The organism is uncultured Actinomyces sp. (assembly GCF_963542285.1).
Lineage (GTDB): Bacteria > Actinomycetota > Actinomycetes > Actinomycetales > Actinomycetaceae > Pauljensenia.
Genome location: NZ_CAUTWQ010000002.1, coordinates 187,988 through 204,812 on the forward strand (window position 1 = coordinate 187,988; position 16,825 = coordinate 204,812).

Genomic DNA, 16,825 nt, shown 5'->3' on the forward strand with positions numbered 1-16,825 from the left:
CGGTATTCGTTACTGCAATAATGGCAGGGCTAGTTGGTGCCGGGTGTTCCCATCTTCTCCACCTGATCGAGGGCCTCGTCTTCGGCGACGCAAGCGGCACGCTTCTTCATGCAATTTCCTCAGTCCCTTGGTGGCGCAGGATTTGCGCATTGGGGGGAGCAGGCCTCGTCGGAGGAATTTCCTGGTATCTCTATGCGCGCGCCGGGGGCAAACCCGTCTCACTGCCCAAAGCGGTTAATGGCCAGAAGATGCCGATTCTTCTGACTTTCTGGCACTCGATTAACCAGATCATCATTGTCGGAATGGGCGCTTCTATCGGTCGCGAAGTTGCACCTCGCGAGATCAGCGCCTCCCTGGGCGGAAAGATCGCGGATTTTCTTTACCTTCCACCTGAGCAGCGACGCATTATTGTCGGCTGCGCGGCCGGTGCAGGTCTTGCTGCAGTCTATTCGCTTCCTCTATCCGGAGCTGTATTCGCACTTGAAATCCTTCTGGTCGAGGTCACAGCCAGCGCGGTATGGCCTGCGCTGATCATCAGTGGCGGAGCGGTCCTCGTCGCACACGGCTGGGTTCGAAGCGATCCTTTCTACACGCTTCCCGAGGCGGCCCAACTCCTTCCGACCGCATCGCTCACACTTTGGGCCATCGTCATCGGCCCTCTCCTTGGAATCATCGGAGTCCTCTTTAAGACTGCCGTTTCGGCATGCTCTGCTGCGCGTCCTACCGGCTGGAGACTACTTGCCTGGATGGTCCCCATCTTCACCCTCATCGGAGTGATCACTGTCTGGGTTCCTTCAATTGCCGGGAATGGACAATCGACCGCTCAGCTTGCTTTCGATGGAGCTGTTTTGGGACAGGGAGGGCGCGAGGCTGCGGGAATCGGGATCGCTTTACTCGCCTCTCTTGCGATCGACGGTTTCACCAAACTTATTGGCACGCTTGCCACCATTCGCTCAGGCGCATGGGGTGGAACTCTTACCCCCGGTCTTGCACTGGGCGCATCTAGCGGTGCGGTACTGGGGATCCTCTGGTCCTACATTTACCCCGGCGATACAACCGCGATCGTTTGCTTCGCCTTCATCGGCGCTGTGGTTGTTCTTGGAACATCCATGAGCGCACCGCTGACGGCGCTGTGCCTGGTTATTGAATTTACACACCGAGGAGCAACCTTGCTTGTGCCCACTGTCATCGCACTGGGACTTGGGGTTGCTGCGTCGCGCATGTGGAACAAATGGCGCGAGCACAGAAACGGCTAAGCCTCGTCAGGGAAATTAACCCAACCCGCTAACCCACGACGGGCAAGCGCACCCAAAGTATCAACGGCGCCGGCCGATGCATTACCCCAGGGAATATAGGTAAAGTCCGTGCCACCGGCTTCGAGGAAAGCATCACGGTTGAGCTTTGCAATCTCATCAACGGTTTCCAAGCAATCCGTCATAAAGCCAGGACAAATGACATCAAGACGCCGGGTCCCACGACGAGCAAGCTCTGCGACGGTATCTATGGTCGCCGGCCCCAACCATTTCGCGGGCCCAAAGACCGATTGGAAAGTGACCAATAGCTGATCTTCATCGAGATTTAAACGGGCTCGAAGCGCATTCGCCGTCGCCATACACTCGTGCCTGTAGGGATCACCCGCATCGTGCATTTTCTGAGGGATGGAGTGGAAAGAGGCAAGGAGCTGGTCGCCGGATGCGAAATCGGGGCGACCCCGACGTGCCCAATCCTCCTCGATTGCGTGAGCCAAGGCTTCAATATAGGCGGGTTGGGTGGGGAATGAACGGATTGTGCGCACTTCCATATGATTACGACGTTTCAGGATGTAGCGCGCTAAGGCGTCCGTAACTGTTCCCGCAGATGACGCGGCATATTGCGGATAGGCGGGCAGAAGAAGGACTCGGCGATGCCCCTTCGCAAACACCTCATCGAGGACGCTCTCAATAGAGGGCTTTCCGTAGCGCATAGCGAGCGCAACTTTCACTTGACCACCAAGCAGCTCTGATAGGGATTCGGCTTGGGCAATGGAATACGCCATGAGTGGCGAACCCTGCTCAGTCCAAATCGAGCGGTAGTTTGGGGCAACTCGAGAAGGGCGGAAAGGAAGAATCACGCCTTCCAGAACTGGCTTCCAGATCAGAGGATGAAGTTCGATCACGCGACGATCGCTCAGGAATTCACGCAGGAAACGGCGAATATCCCCGGGGCTAGGCGATTCTGGAGTACCGAGGTTAACCAGGAGCACTACGGGGATCTCAGCCGAGTTTTCTGACTTTTCGTCATCTTCTGTCAACACAATTCAGCCTAGCATTCGCCAGACGATCTGACTCTTGAATCGCACACTGCTGTGCGGGCAATCCCACACCACCTCTGTCAGGAAACGTTTGCTTCTCACAAGCGGTACCCGCTAAAGTACTTCAGGTAGCTTTTCTCCACCTCAGCAGTGAAGTGCAGATGAGCCCGGCCGCCTTAGCTCAGTCGGCAGAGCGATTCACTCGTAATGAATAGGTCGTGGGTTCGATTCCCACAGGCGGCTCCAATAGAACGTCACTCTGGATACAAAGGTTTCCGGCCCTGCCGGGAAGTGTCCGGAGTGGCGTTTTCACTGTTCTGGGCGGTTTTCGGGGTGTTGGAGTCGGGCGTGTGGTGCTGCGGAGCGGCTCCCAGCCGAGGCGGATCGGGATTTGGAGCCTCCTCTCAATAAGTGACTTGACCGGTTGAGGCAGGAAGCGTCAAAAGGTTCAGACCCGCGTCAAAAAGTACGGGGCTTGCGTCAAAAAGTATCGAGCAAGCGTCGAATGGTATACCAGCCGGCATACACCTGCTCGTCCGAAAGCACAGCCTTCTACCGGAGTAGTCTCGGTGAGGGGGAAACTACAAGTCCGGCTCAAGCAGGCGATTGGAAATAAAATGAAGAAAATTTACCTCTACGTACTCGATGGTATGGCCGAGTGGGAAATTGGCAACATCCTCCAAGCCCTCAGCATGGAGCCTCAACTCAAACAAGGCCGCCAGGACTACCGCATCCACACCATTAGCCATGATGGTAAGCCGGTAAAGACCCTCGGCGACCTCACCATTACACCTGACGGATCGTTCGAGATGCTCCCGGACGATCGTCCAGTTGCTCTACTGTTGCCTGGAGCAGATTCCTGGGAGCATGAATCGCACCAGCCAATCCTGGATCTAGCAGAGGCGTATCTGGGGCAGGGTGTCCTTGTTGCGGCAATCTGCGGAGCAACGCTTGCACTGGCGAACCGAGGCGTGCTGAACCGCTTCGAGCACACAAGCAACTCACCCGTATACTTGAGCATGTTCGCCACCAATTATTCAGGTCAGGCGCTGTACCACGGGGAGAACGTCTGGGTGGACAAGAACCTCGTCACCGCCAACTCTGCCGCCGGGCTGGAATGGGCGAAAGCCATACTGGAATACCTTGACGTCTACCCGGCAGAGACAATCAACACCTGGTACCAGTACTACTCAACAGGAAACCCAGAATTCTTTTTCAAGCTGATGGCCAACTAGACCGAAACGGAAATTGATGCATACAGTACCGCCGCATCAACTTACCTGTCGTAGTTCCGCCGTGAGTCTATTGCTTCCTGTGCTGCGAAAGTAGCGTTCAGTGCTCGTGGAAAGCCGCAGTACACTGAGGCGTGCAGGATAGCTTCCTGAATTTCCTCTTCGGAAATCCCGACATTGAGTGCCGCTCCAACATGAACTTTAAGTTGAGGTTCGCATCCGCCTAATGCAGTCAATACGCCGATGGTTACTAGCTGGCGACTGCGTGCATCCAGACCGGGCCTATCGTAATTATCCCCGAAAGCAAATGCGGCGATGTGGTGTCCTAAAGCAGGGTCTGACGTGGAAAGTGATTCGATAACACTCTGACCAGCGTCTCCGTCGATACGGGAGAGAACCTGCAATCCAAGATCACGACGTCGCTGGTTATCGACGGAATCAATATCGTACTGATCACTCATTATGGACGGGAACCTTTCTGATACATTGCTATCTTGAATTCGGTAGCTGCCAGCGATAACTGAAGATCCTCTATTCGTTGCCGAAGGACGTCGCGATGCTCCAGCATCAAATCAAGACGCTCCTGCACTGTTTCTGCACCTTGTTCAACCAAGGAGATGTAATGCTGGAGTTGGGCAATCGACATTCCAGAGACCCGCATTCGGGTAATAAAAACCAAACGCCGTACAGCCGCAGCATCGTAAAGCCGATAGCCGGATGCGTCGCGTCCTACTTTCACCAGCCCTGCGCGTTCGTAATAGCGCAGCGTATGTGCGCTGATTCCCAAATACTCGGCAGTGGTAGCGATATCCCACCGAGTGTTCTCGTCATCTCTGATCAGGTCGCGCAACGCTGCAGTATTTAGCCCTCCGGGTGGATCGATCGCGAGCCTAAGGGCTTGCTCTAACCGTTCTTCCAACATGTCAATTACACTAAACCTTTGAGCACGCTCGAAGGCAAACTGCTATGGTGCTTCACGTTCTGTGACCTGGGATAGGTGTGGCTGATGTTGGCAAGGTAGCCGTTCAGGAACGGTACGGTAGCGGTTGGTCGCGGCCTACGCGCGAGTGTCCACCGACCTGGAAGAACAACAATCCTCCTACCAGACACAAATCGACTACTACACCAACTACATCCAAAGCCGGGCCGACTGGGAGTTCGTTGGCATGTATGCCATCCAGGTCTACCGTCGACACCTTCCTCACAATTGGAACCAGTGACATTTCTGCAGGGTTGGCAAACGGAGAAAGTATGAGTATGTTTATAAACATGCCTACAAAGAATATTTACGTCTCAGAAGCGGATATGGAACTATTTGAACGAGCTGCGCAGCATGCGGAAAGTGTTTCAGCGGCTGTCGTCCAAGCGCTTCGGGACTATTTGACCAACCGACATAACACTGAAAAAGGTTACGGAAGAATAGAACTAACGCTCTACGAAAACGGCTCGCGGAGGAAGGTGATGTTTTACGGCCGAGAGATAGTCCGTGTTGAACGCCCGGTGGATGGTGGTGTCCAAATTAATACAATTTACGAAACAGCAAAAGGGCAGCTCGCTGTTGCAACAAAAATCCGCAGGCTTTTACCTGATGAGGTTAAAGGGAGCTACCGAATCTGGGATCATCCTGAGACCTGGTCGCGAGAGTTCTGGTTAATAGGTGACAAAACGCTAGAGGTATATCCAGATATTGCACAGCTGGAGTTGGCGGATGCGTACTTGGCTGAGCAATGTAAATCCGCGCTTTCAGCAAAACCCTACGAGGTATTGGATATTTAACATGCAAGGAATTGAAAATGGCGGCCCCCTCCTTATGGTGGACTCAGTGACAAAGAGATATTAACTACCAAGTGGATATGAAGTTGAAGCGCTCGGTGACATCTCCCTTGAACTTAGAAGAGGAGAAATGTTGGGTCTATTTGCGCCAAATGGGGCGGGGAAGACCACGCTTGTAAACATCATTACTGGCCTTTTGAAACTGGACACGCGGTCACCTGAGGGGAGCATCGCTTAGTCAGTCGGCTGCGCGGCTCGGCCAGTGACAGGACTTGCTCGGCCGCTGACGGCGAACTGAGTGAGGAACTTGAGCGAGGGCGTCGTGAGGTTGCTCGTCACCTCGCTACATCGGACAAAGTGCGTCATTACTCCCGGGTTACCGGGGAAAATCACCAAAGCCTCCCCATTCAGACGCACTTTGTCCGCGAATGCCGCGGACACGCGGAGGCCAATAAAGAACCCAGGTAGACCAGACGCAGAAATGCCCGCGAGCGCGGGGCTCGCGGGCATTGAGCGTCCGAAAATCAGGACAGACGCGTCACGCGGTAGCGCCAGTCGACCGGACCGGTCTCGATGGTCTTGACGCGGTAGTGCGATTCGCTTTCCTGCAGGTAATTGAACAGCGGGACGGGCTGATGCGGAGCAACAACGATCAGCGATGCACCAAGCGGCAGGTTGTCCATCGCAGCAAAGAGCAGCGCATGACGAACAACCTTCGGCAGGGAGTGAATAACGAGCTCGTCCTCACGGACAGCGGGATCCTGCGAGACGACGTGCGCGGTTCCCTGACCGTGATCACCGCAGCCGCAGCCTCCGTGAGCAGACGCCTCAACCTTGGGAGCTGCCTGAGCAGCGTGTCCGTGACCGCCGCAGCCGCACCCGCCGTGCGACTCAGGTGCAGGCGCGGCCTCAGCCTTATGTCCATGCCCACCGCAGCCGCATCCGCCGTGCGACTCCGCTGCAGATGCTACGGGATCAGCTTGTGCCTTCTTCCCATGGCCACCACAGCCGCAACCACAACCTCCCTCAGAGGGGGTGGTCGACACATCGACCAGCTTGAATTGCTGTCCAGTTCCCGGCGCTGCTGCCTCGGGCAAAGTCTCTGCCATATTGTCCTCTTCCTTGGAATAAAGCCGTAAACCAGCGGGTACTCACAGGAACGCCCGCACACAGACCTTTATTTCAGTTTAAATCCTTGTTAAATAGAGCGCTGAGCGATCCCATTCACTCGCAGCGGAGTGCAAACTCCACCTCAACCTCGACCGAGGCATTGAGCGGCAGGGCTGCGACACCCACAGCAGAACGCGCGTGCTGAGAGCCGAAAACCTCGCCCAGCAATTCAGATGCTCCATTGACCACAGCAGCCTGCCCATAGAAGTTCGGTAAGGACGCGACAAAAGCAGTCACCTTAACTACCGAAGCCAGACGATCCACACCTCCCGCAACTGCAGCCGCAGCCGCCATCGCATTCAGCGCACAAATCCGCGCGGCCTCGTAGGCATCTTCGGGATCCGCACCATCTTCACCGACCGCACCAATGCAGGCTAGCTCGCCATTTTCCAGGGGAAGCTGACCGGAGGTGCGCACAACACCACGATCCTCAATAGCGGGGACATAGGCGGCAACAGGCTTGGCAACCTCAGGAAGTTCAAGGCCGAGCTCAGCAAGTTTCTCCGAAGGCAGTGTCATTTTTTCCTCACGATCTCATCAGAACTGGGGGTGTGGAATTTCCACACCCCCAGCCTAGTCCCGCGCAGCACCTCTGGGTCATCACGCACACTTCGCGGGACAGCTTGTGTACGGGATCAACCCCGTGATCTGTTCATGCGGCAAGCGCCTGCTGAACCGTCGGCTTCATCGTGAAGAAACGATCAATCACCCGAGTCCACCGGTTTGTCTGCAAGTCCGGAGTCAGCAGAGCCATCGCAGTCGCATACTTCGAGATACGCGACGGCCGGATCCGATTTGCCCACAGCAGTCGGTCAAGCTCAGATGGAGCCGCGCCTGATTTGGTCTCAATGATCGCAATGTGGGGAGCCTGAAGCTCATGACCCCACGAGTCCCAGTGCAGATCGGTATCAATCGTCGCGCGCCCCTGGCCGTCGGCCATGAGAAGCGTCGAACGCGTGTAGGTTCCAGAGAGTACGGGGACCAGGGAATCAACCCGACCAATACCCTCAAAGCACTCCGCGGCCTCGAGCCTTTCGGCCACCCAGAGCCTGCCCTCGCGGCTCAGTTCCATCCGCGCTGCCTGATCAAAGTCATACTTCATGCGCTTCTTGACGGTGTGCCCGCGGGGGCCTCGGGTCTTGACCTCAAGGAAGGCCAGCTCCGAATCAAGGTAAGAGCGCATACGGACCTTGTAGCGGCGACGGCGCTTGTGCGCTGTGTCCATGAAGGAGTGCAGCTCAGGAGTATCGAAGTAGCACGAGGCATAACGCTGCTCAACCTTGCCGCCAATTTCTAGGATCTGCGTTGCCGGGTTCATGAGCGCGATCAGCTCGTCCAAGCGATCCGTGGGCACGACGTACTTGCGATCAACTCGTGTGAGCATCGCGGCGCGTGCGTTCATGTCATCGAGGCTGATGCGTTCCAGGTTCGTCAGGTTGTGTAGTTCGTGCGTCATGATGTCCTCCATTTCTTTCACGAGGCCGAGGCTGGGGTGGTCGTCTGCGCAGGCTCAGCGCTTAGCCGGGACCCGGTAGCGAACATCAACCAAGGTGAGATCGTTAACCATGTCGAGTTTGATGACCTTGACTCCGGTGACCTTGACGCCCATACGCGCTTCCAGTGCTTGACGGAGTTCCTTCTCGTCAGCGATTGCTCGGTCGAATTGGACTTGCTGCGAGCCGGAGCGGCCAAGGATCAAGGTCGAGTCACCGATGGCGAGGGTAGCTAGGACCAGAGCGACCATTGCGTAGGAGTAGATCGTTGTGCTCATGCCAAGGAGCAGGCCAATGGCAAGGGAAGCAAAGTAGTAGGCGATTTCTCGCTGGCTGATTTCGTCGGAACGAAGTCGGATGATCGACAAGACACCGAAGAGGCCAAGTCCTAGGCCTGCGGAGATTGTCGAGTTTGCCATGACGCTTGCGACCGCAAGGACGCCGATGTTCACAACAAAGAATGCGACGACAAGATCAGCGCGTCGGTGGCGGGGGTAATAGAGGGCTCCAACCAGGATCAACATTGCGAGAAGGTCGATGACGATCGGCAGAACCATCGCTGTGGTGAGTGCAGTCATTTGATGCTCCTCAAGGTTGTTTCGTGCGTGACATAACTATTGAGCCAGCAGAGTCTATGAATGAGCTGTGTGGGAGACTTGTTCTAACAATGCGTATTTTGGCGACAACCGTTTTCTTTCAAAGCGCTTCACCTTTTTGACCGTCAGTAGCAAGACCTATCAGATCGCTGAGTACATCATTCAGTGGACGACCATTTTCCTTGCCGCGTACCAGTTCTTCTTCAACGGCCTTCGTGATCTCGTGACCTCAGTATGGAGTCAGAACGAGGCCAGTTATATGTTCAGAATCGTACTTTCGCCCGATAACATTAATTTGATTCTCCAGCCTGTCCTTTTCTCCACATGGATCATGGTCGTTGTTGAGAGTCTGTATGCGCGCCGGCAAGCGACGGCTTCCTGAAAACACGCAGTGGGGGGATGCGACCGAAGTCGCATCCCCCCACTCTTTCACTCAGCGGCCGCCCTGTCCGCCAGGACCACCCTGGCCACCGGGCGCTCCCCCACCGGGGCCTCCACCCATTCCACCACCGGTCGATTGACCCGCAGTAACAGAGGTCGAATTCGAATCCACACTTACCGTGTAGCTCTGTCCATTCGACACATCCGCAGAGGAGAAGACCACGTTCTGGAAGGTCTTTGTCGCCTTGATATTGGCTAGAACCTTTCCGCTGGAGTCCTTGATGGTCACAGTTGAGTTCGCGTTACCGGAAGCCGAGGCTTGCAGCCATCCCTGCGAAGAGTTGGTCGAAGGCGATTCGGCCATTCCGGAAGAGCCAATGGCAAGAAGCGTTCCGCCATTAATCAGGAACTCACCGTTGGAATCGAGTGCACCGTTTCCACCGTCAATCGGTCCGTAGACAATCGTCGAACCGCCGGTGATTTCAACCGATCCGTTGGAGTCGATGCCATCGCCACCCGCGTTGAGCGTCACGGTTCCGCCCGAAATCAGAACCTTTTCGCCGGTATCCTGCATCGAGCCGCCGCCACCGGGTCCGTTGTTGGTCGTGGTCGTTGAGGTGGAGGAAGCAGATGCTGCCTTCGCAGCCTCAACCTCGGCAACGGTGGTCGAACCAGAACCGTTGATACCATCATCACTCGAAGTCAAATCGACTTCACCGTTGGAGATGGTGATCAAGCCGGCTTCAAGGGCTTCATTGGACTGTTCAACGGTGACCTTTGCACCGTCTAGAACGGCCGCGCCCTCAGCGTGGATACCGTCATCAGCTGTCGAGGTAATGATCGTTCCGGAGGTCAGTCGGATTGCACCATCGGAGTGCAAACCATCATCGCCGGAGTCAATCGTGACCTCGCCACCGTCTTCAATCAGGAAGACACCAGCCTTAATTCCCTTGGTGGAATTGTTGGAGTCCTTTCCAGACGAGGCCCCACCACCGGCAATGATTGTCGTATCACCACCGGTGATGATGACGTCAGTTTCACCCTGGATTCCATCACCCGTCGAGGTGATTTCGATGGTGCCACCGGTGATATTGACGTAGCCCTTGGTGGTATCGCTATCTTGGTCAGACTTCAGGCCGTCCCCTCCCGAAGTGACCTTGATAGTTCCGCCGGCAACGGTCAGTGAGTCCTTGCCACGTAGCGCATCGTCCTTCGACGTGACCGTGATGTTACCCGACAGAATGTAGAGGTCGTCCTTGCTGGTAATGCCGTCGTTGTAGTTGGCATTGACCGTCAGTGAACCGCTACCCGTAATAGTGAGATCTGCATCGGAGTAAATCGCCGCGTTATCTTCAGCGTTTGTATCCGAAGGAGTGCCGTCGGTGACGGTGTTGGAACCGTTCAATGACAGAACAACATCATCCGCAGAGACCACATTGATTGCGCTCCCCGACGAGTTCGTGATTGTCGCACCGTCAAGGATCAAGACGACCTGAGCATCCGTTCCGGCCTCGACCTTCACTTGTCCATTCAGCGTTCCAGAGAGCTTGTAGACGCCAGCCTGGGTGATCGTCACCGTAGAGCCGTCGACATTCACTCCGGATGCCGAGGTACTCGCGCTGCTACCCGAGAGAGTGATGGTCTGGGCAGAAGAAGCATCCCATTCGTTATCAGCAACGTAGGAAGCCTTGGCATTTGCTGCGAGCGCCTCAGCGGCGGTCGGGGGTGCAATGACGGTTCCCGCCTCAGCAGAAACCGATGAGCTTGAGGCGGTCTTCGCACTGGTGACCGACGAGGCCGAGGTTGCGGTCCCGGAAGTCGAGGTGCAGGCGCTCAGTGCGAGCGCGCCGACCGCGGCGACTGCCGATAAGCGGGCAAGAGTCGAAGCTGGTGTTTTCATGGTAGAGGTCCTTTCGTGGATCGTGATGATCCAATTGAGCCAGCTGACTCTATGAATGAGCTGTGCCTAGCTCAGGCCTCACATAAGAAAGAAACTTACACCCTTCAATACCCTCACAGCGTCGAAGAATCAACGAAAGAAGGTTGATTTTCCAGGAAATCCTCGAGGAGGCGATTGAGCTGGTCGTACTCAATGAGGAATCCGTCATGGCCATGCGGAGAAGAGAGGCACGCGTATTGCGCGCCGGGGATTCCCTCGGCGACCTTGAGTCCTTCCTTTGCGAAGAACAGTCGGTCCGAGTCCACCGAAATCACTAGTGTTCGCGCGGTGATCTGCCGCAGAGCCTCGGTAATTCCCCCGCGATCGCGACCGATGTCGTAGCTGAGCATCGTGCGGCACAAAGAAACATAGGAACCCGCGTCGAAACGCCGCACGAGCTTCGCCCCGTGGTAGTCCAGGTAAGACTGGACAGCCAGACGCCCACCGCTCAACACGTCCTCGCGGTCCTGGGGCGCGCGCCCGAAGCGAGCGTCCAGCTCATCGGGACAGCGGTAGGTGGCGTGAGCGATTTGTCGCGCGAGGTTGAGTCCCGCGTGGGGGCCTTCTTCCTGGTCGTAGTAATCTCCGCCTCGCCAGTTCGGGTCCAGTTCAATGGCGCGGATTTGCGTATGCGCCCAAGCTGCGCGTTCCGCGTTCGTGTAGGCCGCCGAGGCCACGACAACCAAACGCTCACAGCGCAGCGGGAAGCTCACTCCCCACTCGAGAGCGCGGTGTCCGCCCAAGGAAGCGCCGATGACCGTGTTCCACGTGGGAATCCCGAGGTAATCCGCCAGCCGCGCCTCGGCCTGAACCTGGTCGCGCGTTGAGATGACCGGGAAACGCGAACCCCACGGCTGCCCATCAGGTGCTGTCGAGGCCGGGCCCGTACTTCCCTGACAACCACCGAGAACGTTGGGCACGACGAGGAAGTAGCGCTCAGGATCCAAGGGTTTGCCGGGGCCGACGGCTTCTTCCCACCAGCCCGCAGTGAACTGGCCGGGAGCCGCTGGCCCTGAGATGTGAGCATCGCCCGTGAGTGCGTGCAGCACAAGGATCGCATTCGACCGGTCCTCGTTGAGCGTGCCCAAGGTCTCGTAGGCCAGCGTCACTTCCGGCAGGAATGAACCATTTTCGAGGCGGAGGGGCCCCAAATGCGCAAACTTACGGAATGCGACGGGGTCATTAGGCGTCCACGCACCGCTGACGGGGATCGGTCCAAGTTCACGTCGGCTCATGGTCTCTTCCTCACTTACCTCGAGATTGCGCGGGCTGGCCAGTGTCAGGCCAGGTGGGCGACGGCCTCGAATCCTTGGACAAGGTCGGCAATGATGTCGTTGACGTTCTCAATGCCAATGGACAGGCGGACGGTTCCGGGTTCAATTCCCGCGGCGCGCAGCTGTTCCTCGTTGAGCTGAGAGTGAGTGGTGGATGCGGGGTGAATAACCAGGGACTTCGCGTCACCGATATTGGCAACGGTCGGCAGAAGCTTGAGCGAGGTTGCGAATGAGGTTCCAGCTTCGAGGCCGCCCTTGATGACGAAGGAGAGGAGGCCGCCAGCACCGCGGGGGTTGTACTTCTGGTGAAGCTCGTAGTAGGGCGAGGACTCGAGGCCCGCATAGTTGACGGACTCGACCTGCGGGTGAGATTCGAGGAACTTCGCAACTTTCAGCGCATTGTCAACGTGGCGCTCAACGCGCAGCGACAGGGTCTGGATCCCCTGCTCGATGAGGAAGGAGTTGAAGGGAGAGGGAGCACAGCCAACATCTCGCAGGCCAATCGCACGTGCGCGAATGATGTAGGAGAGGTTTGCTCCGAGCTTCTCGGCGCCCAAGTCGTGTCCAAAAACGAGGCCCGCGTAGGAGGATTCGGGTTCATTGAAACCGGGGAAACGCTTGGGATCCTTCGTGTAGTCGAAGTTACCGGCATCGACGATTGCACCCGAAATTGCGGTACCGTGTCCGCCCAGGTACTTCGTGGCCGAGTGAACAACAATGTCGGCGCCCCATTCGATAGGCCTAGTCAGGTAGGGGGTAGCGACGGTGTTGTCGACGATCAGGGGAACGCCAACGGAGTGCGCGGCCTGTGCGATCTTCTCAATGTCAAAGATGTCGCCCTTGGGGTTGGGGATGGTTTCACCGTAGAAGGCAACCGTGTTTTCATCGGCTAGAGACAGCCATTCGTCCACATCGTAGGGATCGCTCACGAATCGGGCATCGATTCCGAGGCGACGCAGGGTGTTGTTGAGCAGCGAGGTTGAACCGCCGTAAAGCGAGGGCGAAGCAACAATGTTGTTACCCGCAGATGCCAGGTTCAGGATTGCAAGGGTAATTGCAGATTGTCCAGAGGAAGTCAGGAGCGCACCGACACCACCTTCGAGGGCAGCGATTCGGGCCTCGACGTAATCATTGGTCGGGTTGCCCAAGCGAGTGTAGATGGGGCCAAGTTCTTGAAGGGCGAAGCGAGCTGCGGCTCTTTCCGCAGAGTCAAAGGCAAATGAAGTGGTTTGAAGAATCGGGATGGAAGTTGCACCGGTCTGGGGATCGCGGTCCCAGCCCGCGTGAATTTGCTTGGTCTCGAATGCCCACGAGTTCTGGTATTCGGTGTCTGTTGCTTCAGTTGCGCCCATTGTTAGTTCTCCTTGTGTTCACGTTTTTGATTCTTGTGACGTGAGGAGAGGCGATGGCTGAGGGGGTCGAGCCGCTACGCTCACGATTCGGCGATTGCGGCAGTTTCCAACGCAAAAACGTACGACCCGGGCGAGTAATCTCTAGCCATCAGTAGGTCTGGTCAAAAGCTGACGCGTGGGTCAGCTACGCATTCGTTGGAACATAGCCTCATGCTATGGCCCAGATGCGGGCAACGCGCGGCGTGTTCACATCGTGGGCGAATGTAACACCCCCGCCTCACGGAAAACCACAATGCCAGGCATCGCCAGTGGATACTGCCATTTAGCGCGGAATAGCTTTGCCGCCCAGAGGATGTGCAACGCTCCGTTCCAACACTAAAGTGGGGGCTCCCGTTCGGGAGCCCCCACTTATTTCGTGAATGTTCAGCCCTCTGCCTCGAGTGCCTTTTGTTCCTCCGGTGTCAGCTTGGCAATACCAATACCCGTTGCCGCCCAGAGAAGCGCGAAGAAGATTGCGATCCAGTTCGAAATCGCCCACGGCATGTAGGACAGAGTGGCGACGCCAAGGGTTCCAGCCATATAAGCGCCCGCAGACGTCCACGGCAAGATCGGCTCCCACACGGTCGCGGCATCCTCAATTGTTCGCGATAGGTTCTTCGGGTGTAGGCCACGCTTGATGTACTCGCCACGCAGCATTTCGCCTGGGATCAGCAGCGACACTTGACCGTTCGACGTAATGCCAATAACCGCAAGGCACGTAACGATCGTCGATGCGATCAATGCAAACGTTGACTTCACGGGAGCCAGCAGGCTCGAAATCAACACTTCCAGCGATCCGGACACAGACACGGTGCCCGCGAAGGCAATCGCGCAGAAACATATCAGCAGGACGCTCATCATCGAGTTCATGCCGCCACGTTCTAGCAGTCGCGTTACATCTGCAATGACGGAATCAGCTTGAAAGCCGGCTTTTCCAACCATATCGACGGTGAAGCCATCCACGGATGCAACAACCGAGTTCGAGAAGGAGACACCCTGGAACACGACCGCGTTGAACATGGCGGTCGCGCAAGACACCAGCATGACGGGCACAGTCGGCAGTTTCATAATCGATCCGACCAGAACGACGAGGACGGGCACCAGCAGGAGCAGGTTCCAGTTGAACGCCGAATCCAGGGTCGCCAGGATTGTGCCGACCTTCTCGGGCACAGTACCACCGGAAGATTGAAGGCCAAAAATCAGGTACACGACCGCGGAGGTCAGGAACGCCGGCACGGTCGTCCACAGGAGGTGACGAATGTGAGTGAACAGGTTGACGCCCGTGGCCAGCGCGGCGATGTTGGTGGTATCCGACAGCGGAGAGAGCTTGTCGCCAAAGTAAGCACCTGCCACGATCGCACCAGCCACCATCGGCAGGTTCGCATCCATGCCGACCGCGACACCCATGAAGGCGACGCCAATCGTTCCCGCAGAACCCCACGACGTACCCGTGCACAAGGAGACAATGGCCGTCACGACCAGCGCGATGAGCGCAAGGAACTGCGGGTTGATGATCTTCAGGCCGTAGTAGATGAGCATCGGGATCGTGCCGCCCGCCATCCACGTGCCGATCAGTGCACCGACAACAATCAGGATGAGTACAGCCGGCATAGTTTTCGCAATCTTTTCAGCGATAGCGCCGATGATCTCATCCCATGTGTAACCCAAGGTCATGGCGACAATGCCAGCGACCACGGCCGAGGCGATAAGCAGCGGCTCCACAGGAAGGCTCGCCGCAATGTAGCCGCCGCCCAAAAGGACGATCAGCGTGACCGCGGGAATCGCCGCGACCAGGAGAGATGGAGTGCGGTGAGCCCGCTTCTCCGAGGAGGTGACTGACATCGTCAATCCTTTCTTTTGTGGTGCGTCCGCGCGCCAGCGCACGTCCGCTTAGTTCGATGCGAGCGCAGTAATCGCCTCACATAAACGCTCAAGAGCACGCACCAAGTCGCGCTCGGGAAGCGCCACGTTGATGCGGAAAAATCCTTCGTAAGATGCACCAAAGTCCTCACCCGGGGACACGGCAACCCGGGAGGCGACCACGGCCTCGTCAAGCGAGGCGGACGAGGTCAGGTACGCGCGGGCATCCACCCACACCAGGTACGTGCCGTCGGGGTCGACGACGCGAGCTCGGGGCAGCGCGCGACGCAGGTACTCGACGGCCACGCGCAGGTTCACGTCGATGCGATCGCGCAGCTCATCCACCCATGCCTCGCCGAGGTTCCACGCGGCGATCGTCGCGGGAATCGCGAAAAAATTCGGGTTGTGCAGACCCATGAGGCGCTTGGCCTCTTCGAGGCGCACCCCAAGCTCGCCACGCACCGCGATCGCCGAGGCCTCCAAGCCTGCTGTATTAAACGTTTTCCCGGGAGACATGCACTGAATGAGGCAACCGGACTCCCACAGGCGTGGCGCGACGGCCGCGAGCGGCTGATACCGGTTCCTACCCGGCCGCTGGAAATCCGCGTGAATATCGTCGGAAAGTACCAGCACGTCCCCATGAAACGCGAGGGAAGCAACCATGTCCATCTCGCGCTCACTCCACACGCGCCCCGTCGGGTTGTGCGGGCTGCACCAGAGCAACAGGTCCGCGCCCTCCATCGCGCGGGCGAACGAATCCTCGGGGATTCGAGGCGTCTCGCCCGACAGGTCAAGGGGCACCCGGCGCAGCTCGCACCCGGCGCGCTCCACGACCTCGATGATCGGCCCGTAAGCAGGATCCAGCGTCACCACACGGGGAGGACGCCCAAGCAACCCCGGCAGGACGATCGAGCATAGGGCCGACACGCATTGGACGATGCGCGGGAAGAAGTGAATATCCTTTGGATCAAGCGCCCATCCGTGGCGCTGTTCTTGCCAGCGAGCTGCTGCCTGACGAAAGTCATCGAAGATCTCGGTGTAACCAAAAATCCCTTTCACGCACGCCGCCTCGATCGCACGCACAACCTCTGGGCACGTCGCGAACTCCATGTCCGCGACCGACAGCGATAGTGCATCCTCGCCAAGGTGCGCGGCCAGCAGGTCCCACTTCGCGCTGTGCGTTCCCCAGCGGGTGATCGTCTCGTCAAACATCGGAGCCACCCGCCCGCTTCTTGCAGTGGTGGGTCTGCCCGAACTCCCCCAGGTCCGCGATGTTCAGGGCGGCCGCCTGCCTTGCGGCACCCAGGGCGACGTATTCTGCTGCCTCGGGAAATTCGACGGGCGCCCCCAAGAATTCTGGCGCCAAGCTCTGCACTGCCCGCGAGCGCGCTCCACCGCCGACAACGAGCACTTTCTCGATCGGAAC

19 protein-coding genes and 1 tRNA gene are annotated in these 16,825 nt (G+C 57.5%); 7 read left to right on the forward strand and 13 right to left on the reverse strand.

Going from position 1 to position 16,825, the window contains the following annotated elements:
• Positions 1 to 20 precede the first annotated feature (20 nt).
• Complete coding sequence (locus RW023_RS01965) at positions 21 to 1,256, forward strand: chloride channel protein (RefSeq protein WP_315579641.1); 1,236 nt, start codon at positions 21 to 23, stop codon at positions 1,254 to 1,256.
• Here the strand turns inward: RW023_RS01965 and hemH are convergent.
• Entirely contained in the window at positions 1,253 to 2,293 is a 1,041-nt protein-coding gene (hemH, locus tag RW023_RS01970; protein WP_315579642.1) for a ferrochelatase, read from the reverse strand. The two genes, RW023_RS01965 and hemH, sit on opposite strands and share 4 nt — an antisense overlap.
• A gap of 167 nt (positions 2,294 to 2,460) precedes the next feature.
• On the opposite strand from hemH, the gene RW023_RS01975 reads away from it, so the two are divergent.
• Together RW023_RS01975 and RW023_RS01980 are read left to right on the forward strand one after the other, a co-directional pair.
• A tRNA-Thr gene (locus tag RW023_RS01975) sits at positions 2,461 to 2,536 on the forward strand.
• Between the two features lie 371 nt (positions 2,537 to 2,907).
• Positions 2,908 to 3,525, forward strand: coding sequence for a DJ-1/PfpI family protein (locus tag RW023_RS01980; RefSeq protein ID WP_315579643.1), 618 nt, complete (start codon positions 2,908 to 2,910; stop codon positions 3,523 to 3,525).
• A gap of 41 nt (positions 3,526 to 3,566) precedes the next feature.
• Here the strand turns inward: RW023_RS01980 and RW023_RS01985 are convergent, their stop codons facing one another.
• On the reverse strand, positions 3,567 to 3,983 hold the full coding sequence (locus tag RW023_RS01985) for a carboxymuconolactone decarboxylase family protein (protein WP_315579644.1): 417 nt from the start codon (positions 3,981 to 3,983) through the stop codon (positions 3,567 to 3,569).
• Positions 3,983 to 4,444, reverse strand: coding sequence for a MerR family transcriptional regulator (locus RW023_RS01990; RefSeq protein ID WP_315579645.1), 462 nt, complete (start codon positions 4,442 to 4,444; stop codon positions 3,983 to 3,985). The genes RW023_RS01985 and RW023_RS01990 overlap by 1 nt, the downstream gene beginning before the upstream one ends.
• A 145-nt stretch (positions 4,445 to 4,589) precedes the next feature.
• Between RW023_RS01990 and RW023_RS01995 the strand changes: the two genes are divergently transcribed.
• From RW023_RS01995 to RW023_RS08390, 3 genes are all read left to right on the forward strand, one after another.
• Positions 4,590 to 4,742 (forward strand): hypothetical protein, encoded by a 153-nt coding sequence (locus tag RW023_RS01995; RefSeq protein WP_315579646.1) that lies wholly within the window; start codon positions 4,590 to 4,592, stop codon positions 4,740 to 4,742.
• Between the two features lie 31 nt (positions 4,743 to 4,773).
• The gene (locus RW023_RS02000; RefSeq protein WP_219721894.1) at positions 4,774 to 5,298 is read left to right on the forward strand and encodes an EXLDI protein; all 525 of its coding nucleotides are present in this window, start codon (positions 4,774 to 4,776) and stop codon (positions 5,296 to 5,298) included.
• A gap of 100 nt (positions 5,299 to 5,398) precedes the next feature.
• Positions 5,399 to 5,533 (forward strand): ATP-binding cassette domain-containing protein, encoded by a 135-nt coding sequence (locus RW023_RS08390; protein WP_399499234.1) that lies wholly within the window; start codon positions 5,399 to 5,401, stop codon positions 5,531 to 5,533.
• Positions 5,534 to 5,819: 286 nt separating this feature from the next.
• On the opposite strand, the gene RW023_RS02005 is transcribed toward RW023_RS08390, so the two are convergent.
• The 4 genes from RW023_RS02005 to RW023_RS02020 form a co-directional block, all read right to left on the reverse strand.
• Positions 5,820 to 6,404 (reverse strand): DUF2249 domain-containing protein, encoded by a 585-nt coding sequence (locus RW023_RS02005; RefSeq protein WP_315579647.1) that lies wholly within the window; start codon positions 6,402 to 6,404, stop codon positions 5,820 to 5,822.
• Positions 6,405 to 6,519: 115 nt separating this feature from the next.
• Positions 6,520 to 6,984: a RidA family protein gene (locus tag RW023_RS02010; RefSeq protein WP_314500535.1), complete on the reverse strand. Its 465-nt coding sequence runs from the start codon at positions 6,982 to 6,984 to the stop codon at positions 6,520 to 6,522.
• A gap of 133 nt (positions 6,985 to 7,117) precedes the next feature.
• Entirely contained in the window at positions 7,118 to 7,921 is an 804-nt protein-coding gene (locus tag RW023_RS02015; protein ID WP_315579648.1) for a polyphosphate polymerase domain-containing protein, read from the reverse strand.
• 54 nt (positions 7,922 to 7,975) lie between these two features.
• Positions 7,976 to 8,536, reverse strand: coding sequence for a DUF4956 domain-containing protein (locus tag RW023_RS02020; RefSeq protein WP_315579649.1), 561 nt, complete (start codon positions 8,534 to 8,536; stop codon positions 7,976 to 7,978).
• Between the two features lie 136 nt (positions 8,537 to 8,672).
• Between RW023_RS02020 and RW023_RS02025 the strand changes: the two genes are divergently transcribed.
• Positions 8,673 to 8,936, forward strand: a complete 264-nt coding sequence (locus RW023_RS02025; RefSeq protein ID WP_315579650.1) for a hypothetical protein — start codon at positions 8,673 to 8,675, stop codon at positions 8,934 to 8,936.
• Positions 8,937 to 8,987: 51 nt separating this feature from the next.
• Here RW023_RS02025 and RW023_RS02030 read toward each other — a convergent pair whose 3' ends face one another.
• The 6 genes from RW023_RS02030 to RW023_RS02055 all read right to left on the reverse strand — a co-directional run.
• Positions 8,988 to 10,835, reverse strand: coding sequence for a carbohydrate-binding domain-containing protein (locus RW023_RS02030; RefSeq protein WP_315579651.1), 1,848 nt, complete (start codon positions 10,833 to 10,835; stop codon positions 8,988 to 8,990).
• A gap of 113 nt (positions 10,836 to 10,948) precedes the next feature.
• Positions 10,949 to 12,109 (reverse strand): homoserine O-acetyltransferase, encoded by a 1,161-nt coding sequence (locus RW023_RS02035; RefSeq protein ID WP_315579652.1) that lies wholly within the window; start codon positions 12,107 to 12,109, stop codon positions 10,949 to 10,951.
• A gap of 44 nt (positions 12,110 to 12,153) precedes the next feature.
• The gene (locus tag RW023_RS02040) at positions 12,154 to 13,500 is read right to left on the reverse strand and encodes an aminotransferase class V-fold PLP-dependent enzyme (RefSeq protein WP_315579653.1); all 1,347 of its coding nucleotides are present in this window, start codon (positions 13,498 to 13,500) and stop codon (positions 12,154 to 12,156) included.
• Positions 13,501 to 13,923: 423 nt separating this feature from the next.
• A complete protein-coding gene (gene nhaC / locus RW023_RS02045) occupies positions 13,924 to 15,381 on the reverse strand; it encodes a Na+/H+ antiporter NhaC (RefSeq protein WP_315579654.1) in 1,458 nt (485 codons plus the stop codon).
• A gap of 48 nt (positions 15,382 to 15,429) precedes the next feature.
• Positions 15,430 to 16,611 carry an aminotransferase class I/II-fold pyridoxal phosphate-dependent enzyme gene (locus RW023_RS02050; protein ID WP_315579655.1) on the reverse strand — a complete coding sequence of 394 codons (1,182 nt, stop codon included), beginning with the start codon at positions 16,609 to 16,611 and terminating at the stop codon, positions 15,430 to 15,432.
• Positions 16,604 to 16,825: FGGY-family carbohydrate kinase (locus RW023_RS02055; protein WP_315579656.1), on the reverse strand; the 222-nt coding region annotated here is incomplete at its 5' end. The genes RW023_RS02050 and RW023_RS02055, both read right to left, overlap by 8 nt.